An 818-nucleotide genomic window follows, 5' to 3' on the forward strand; every position below is an offset into this window, starting at 1 on the left:
GTAAACCCATGTTGCTGTATTGATCTTTCAGGTTTAGTTGTATAACTAATTCTGCTGGCTTAAATATACTGCATACTAGACTATGCTGAAAAAGGAGATAATAAAAATTCAGCACATGCCTCTGTTTCATAACATTTCTTTTATGGAGTCATCTATTTTTTTTATTATTTTCCTCATGCTTCAAATGGGCGCTTATGAAAACATTTGCCCCCAGTTTACAAAGATAATATCTCAATAACTACAAAATACGGCATTTAACTGTAGTCCGTTCCTTTATACATAAAGCGCTAGCACAAAGGTCGGCGCCCAATTTTAGTCACTTATTTCAAGGTCAGTCTATGCATTTAACTGTAGTCCGTTCCTTTATACATAAAGCGCCAGCACAAAGGTCGGCGCCCAATTTTCAGTCACTTATTTCAAGGTCAGTCTATGGTTACTTTATCATACCTTGACCTTGAACAATTTTGTTCTTATTTTCAAAATACTACTAATACCAATTGACCGTCTATAGCAACAAAATTTTAATCGCCTACTTATTTTTGAGTCATCAAATGTGAAAATTATTTTCAGATTATTCTTTCCGTACTTTAAATTGTTTTAACATCCATAAGAAAACAACGGCAAAAGAGATAACAAAATCTATAAAGAACATAGATTATTTCGTTTCTGGTGTTGAAACAGGAGGTACTATCACGGGTGTTGGAGAAGTATTAAAGAAAAAAAATCCAAATACTTCAATTGTTGCTGTTGAACCTTGAAAAGCATCTGTTCTATCAGGAAAACAAGTTAAATCTCATGGAATTCAAGGTATAGGTGTT

Annotated in this window: 1 protein-coding gene; it reads left to right on the top strand. The window is 33.4% G+C overall.

Going from position 1 to position 818, the window contains the following annotated elements; all coding sequences use genetic code 4:
* Window positions 1–551: 551 nt before the first annotated feature.
* Window positions 552–818: pyridoxal-phosphate dependent enzyme (locus tag MAGTDC_RS03535; protein WP_146657072.1), on the top strand; the 267-nt coding region annotated here is incomplete at its 3' end.

Source organism: Candidatus Hodgkinia cicadicola (genome assembly GCF_002774925.1).